The 4,400-nt window shown below is 74.6% G+C and carries 3 protein-coding genes and 1 pseudogene; all 4 read left to right on the top strand.

The genetic code is table 11. The features are described 5' to 3' along the window. Window positions 1–1,276: carbohydrate-binding protein (locus VE546_RS16030; protein WP_324922803.1), on the top strand; the 1,276-nt coding region annotated here is incomplete at its 5' end. Window positions 1,277–1,419: 143 nt separating this feature from the next. Continuing rightward, the gene (locus tag VE546_RS16025) at window positions 1,420–2,778 is read left to right on the top strand and encodes a ThuA domain-containing protein (RefSeq protein ID WP_324922801.1); all 1,359 of its coding nucleotides are present in this window, start codon (window positions 1,420–1,422) and stop codon (window positions 2,776–2,778) included. Between the two features lie 210 nt (window positions 2,779–2,988). After that, a complete protein-coding gene (locus VE546_RS16020) occupies window positions 2,989–4,218 on the top strand; it encodes an inositol-3-phosphate synthase (RefSeq protein WP_324922799.1) in 1,230 nt (409 codons plus the stop codon). Next, window positions 4,134–4,400, top strand: a pseudogene (locus tag VE546_RS16015) (prenyltransferase); the annotation flags it as partial. The gene VE546_RS16020 and the pseudogene VE546_RS16015, both read left to right, overlap by 85 nt.

Raw genomic sequence — 4,400 nt, 5'->3', positions numbered from 1 at the left:
GTCCCCGATGGGCGGGCCGGTCTACCGCTACGACGCCGCGCTGGACTCCCCGGTGAAGTTCCCCGAGGCGTACGACGGGGACTTCTTCGCGGGCGAGTTCGGGCGGCGGTGGATCAAGCGCATCGAGCAGGGCACGGACGGCACCGTCCAGTCGATCAACGCCTTCCCCTGGACCGGCACCCAGGTGATGGACATGGCCTTCGGGCCGGACGGCGCGCTGTACGTCCTCGACTACGGCACCGGCTACTTCAACGGCGACGCCAACTCCGCGCTCTACCGGATCGAGAACGCCACCGGCGGCCACTCGCCGATCGCCCAGGCGAGCGCCGACCGCACCTCCGGCCGGGCCCCGCTGAAGGTCTCCTTCTCCTCGGCGGGCAGCTCGGACGCCGACGGCGACGCGCTGACGTACTCCTGGAACTTCGGCGACGGCGGGACCTCGACCGCAGCCAACCCCACCCACACCTACCGCCGGAACGGCACCTACACGGCCACGGTGACCGTCAAGGACCCTTCGGGACGCACCGGTTCGGCGTCGGTGCACCTCACCGTCGGCAACACCGCGCCCAGGGTGACCCTGGAACTCCCCGGTGATGGCCAGCTCTTCACCTTCGGCGACGAGGTGCCCTTCAGGGTGCGGGTGAGCGACCCGGAGGACGGGAGGATCGACTGCTCCAAGGTCAAGGTCACCCACATCCTCGGCCACGACAGCCACGGACACCCCGTCACCTCGGCGACCGGCTGCTCCGGCACCATCAAGACCACCGCGGACGGCGAGCACGACCCCAACGCCAACATCTTCGGGGTCTTCGACGCCGAGTACACCGACCGGGGCGCGAACGGCCAGCCCGCCCTGACCACGCACGACCAGAACATCGTCCAGCCCAGGCACCGGCAGGCCGAGCACTACGGCGACTCCCAGGGCGTGCGCATCGTCAACCACGCCCCGGCGCACGGCGGCCGGACGGTCGGGGACGTCCACGACGGCGACTGGATCGCCTTCACGCCCTACCGCGTCGGGAACGCCACGTCCCTCACCGCGCGGGTGTCGTCGGCCGGGAGCGGTGGCACCCTGGAGGTCCGCACCGGTTCCCCCACCGGCAGGCTGATCGGCTCCGCCGAGGTCGCGCCGACGGGCGGCTGGGAGACCTTCACCGACGTCACCACGCCCATCGAGCAGCCGCCGTCCGGGACCACCACGCTCTACCTGGTCTTCAGGGGCAGCGGCGGCGGAGCCCTCTACGACGTGGACGACTTCACCTTCACCACCGGCTGACCGGTACCGGACCGGAACGGACCCGGGCAGAAACCGGGTAGAAACCGGGCAGGACCCGAGCAGGACCCCGGACCGATTCCCGCGAGCCGGGACGGGCGGACACCCCCGGTGCCCGCCCGTCCCGCCCGAGGAAGGACATCCGCATGCACGCCTTCGCACGCCTCGCCACGGCCGCGGCCGCCGCGGCGCTGACGCTGGGCGCCACGGCACTGCCGGGCGGCGCGACCCAGCAGGCCCCGCAGGGCCCCGGCGACGAGGAGAGCCGGGTCCTGGTCTTCTCCAAGACCGCCGGCTTCCGCCACGACTCCATCCCCGACGGCATCGCCGCCCTCAGGGAACTCGGCGCACAGGGCGGCTTCGCCGTCGACGCCACCGAGGACGCGGGCGCCTTCACCCCCGACAACCTCGCCCGCTACGACGCCGTCGTCTTCCTCTCCACCACGGGCGACGTCCTGAACACCACCCAGCAGCGGGCCTTCGAACGCTACATCGGCGGGGGCGGCGGCTACGTGGGCGTCCACGCCGCCGCCGACACCGAGTACGACTGGCCCTTCTACGGCGGACTGGCCGGCGCGTACTTCCACTCCCACCCGCACATCCAGCGCGCGACCGTCGACGTCGAGGACCGGGCGCACGCCGCGACCGCCCACCTGGGCGCGACCTGGGAGCGCACCGACGAGTGGTACAACTACCGCACCAACCCGCGCGAGCGCGCCCATGTGCTCGCCACGCTCGACGAATCCTCGTACACCGGCGGCACGATGGGGGAGGACCATCCCATCGCCTGGTGCCAGGACTACCGGGGCGGCCGCGCCTTCTACACCGGCGGCGGGCACACCAGGGAGTCCTACGCGGAACCGGCCTTCCGCGCCCACCTGCTGGGCGGCATCCGCTGGGCCACGGGCGCCGTCCGGGCCGACTGCCGCCCCGAGAACGGCTACACCCCGCTCTTCGACGGCACGGACACCCGCGGCTGGAAGCAGGCCGGGCCGGGCTCCTTCACGCTGGAGGACGGGACGCTGACCTCCACGGGCGGCATGGGGATGCTCTGGTACGAGGCGAAGGAGCTGCAGGCGTACTCGCTCAAGCTCGACTGGAAGACGGCCGGGGACGACAACTCCGGGATCTTCGTGGGCTTCCCGCCCTCCGACGACCCCTGGTCGGCGGTCGACAAGGGCTACGAGATCCAGATCGACGCCACCGACGCGCCGGAGAAGACCACGGGATCGGTGTACGGCTTCCAGGCCGCCGACCTCGAAGCCCGGGACAGGGCGCTCAACCCGCCGGGGGAGTGGAACACCTACGAGATCCGCGTCGAGGGCGAGCGGCTGCGGGTCTGGCTCAACGGCGTGAAGATCAACGACTTCACCAACCGCGACCCGGCGCGCAGCCTGCGGCAGGGCCACATCGGCCTCCAGAACCACGGGGACGGCGACGAGGTGTCCTTCCGCTCCATCCGCGTCAAGGAACTGCCGGTCAGGGGCAGGGACACCTGTTCCTGAGCGGGCACGGCCGCCGACGGGCCGTGGGGAACCCCGCGGCGGTCCCGGCGGCGGGCGGGGAAACCGCCGGCTCCCCGGCCGCCGCCGGCCCGGCCGCCCGCCCCCGCGCCCCCGGCGTACCGCACGGCCCCCACGACCGCGCGCCACCGCGGCACCCCACCACGGCCCCGGCACGGCGACGCCCGTGCCGCTCACCCCCGGGAGGCAGCCATGACCACCGACCACCCCGACCGGTCCTCCTCCGGCGGCGCGCCCCTGTCCGGCGGCCGCGCCGAACCCACGGCGTCCCCCGGGGGCGGCCCGGGGACCGCGGAAGACACCGCGCGGACGCCCCGCACCGGGATCTGGCTGATCGGCGCGCGGGGATCCGTCGCGACCACCGTGGTGGCCGGATGGGCGGCGGTCACCGCCGGGCTGCACCCGCCCACCGGCATGGTCACGCAGACGGCCCCCTTCGCGGACTGCGGGCTCCCACCCCTGGACACCCTGGTCTTCGGCGGCCACGACACCGCCGAGTGCCCCCTGCCCAAGCGCGCCGAGGTCCTGGCGGAGGGCGGGGTGCTGCCGCACGGTCTGCCGGCCGCCGTACGGGCCGAACTGGCCGCGGCCGACGCCGCGATCCGCCCCGGCGGGCCGCGGCCCGGCGACGACCGCACCGACGAGGAACTGACCGACGCCTTCGCCGCCGACATCACCGCCTTCACCGCCGGCCACGGACTCGCGCGCACCGTCGTCGTCAACGTCGCCTCCACCGAACCGGCCCCCGGCCCGGACGGCGGCGACCGCCTGCCGCCCAGCTCCCTCTACGCGGCGGCGGCCCTCCGCGCCGGCTGCCCGTACGTCAACTTCACCCCCTCCGCTGGACTGCACCACCCGGCCCTGAGGGAACCGGCCGCCCGCTCCGGGCTCCCGTACGCGGGCCGCGACGGCAAGACGGGGCAGACGCTGCTGCGGTCGGTGCTCGCGCCGATGTTCCTCCAGCGCGCCCTGCAGGTGCGGGCCTGGTCCGGCACCAACCTCCTCGGCGGCGGGGACGGCGCCGCCCTCGCCGACCCGGCCGCGGCGGCGGCCAAGAACGCCGGCAAGGCCCGGGTGCTCGCCGACACCCTCGGCGACCTCCCGGACGGCGACCTGCACATCGACAACGTGCCCGCCCTCGGCGACTGGAAGACCGCCTGGGACCACATCGCCTTCGAGGGCTTCCTCGGCTCGCGGATGGTCCTCCAGACCATCTGGCAGGGCTGCGACTCCGCCCTCGCCGCCCCCCTGGTCCTCGACCTCGCCCGCCTGACCGCGGCCGCCCACGCCGCCGGGCTCCGCGGCCCCCTGCCCGCCCTCGCCTTCTTCTTCAAGGACCCGGACCCGGGCGCCTCCTCCGCCCTGGCGGACCAGTGGCGGGACCTGCTGGCCCTCGCCGACCGCCTGCGGGAGGACGCGTGAGCCCCCGCACCGGCCGGTGGCGGGCCTGGGCCGAACTGCTGCGCGTCTCGGCGCTGTGCACCGTGCCCGGCGACGCGCTCGCCGGCGCGGCGGCGGCCGGGCGCGCACCCGGCCGCGGCACCGCGCTCGCCGCCGGCGCCTCCCTGTGCCTGTACGAGGCGGGCATGGCGCTCAACGACTGG

It is taken from the genome of Streptomyces sp., assembly GCF_035644915.1.
In the GTDB taxonomy this organism is placed as follows: Bacteria; Actinomycetota; Actinomycetes; order Streptomycetales; family Streptomycetaceae; genus Streptomyces.
This window is presented reverse-complemented; position numbering and strand designations above follow the sequence as displayed.

Bases quoted from the DNA above. Each gene is read 5' to 3' on its own strand.
- VE546_RS16020 (WP_324922799.1), top strand. From the start codon at position 2,989: ATGACCACCGACCACCCCGACCGGTCCTCCTCCGGCGGCGCGCCCCTG.
- VE546_RS16025 (WP_324922801.1), top strand. From the start codon at position 1,420: ATGCACGCCTTCGCACGCCTCGCCACGGCCGCGGCCGCCGCGGCGCTG.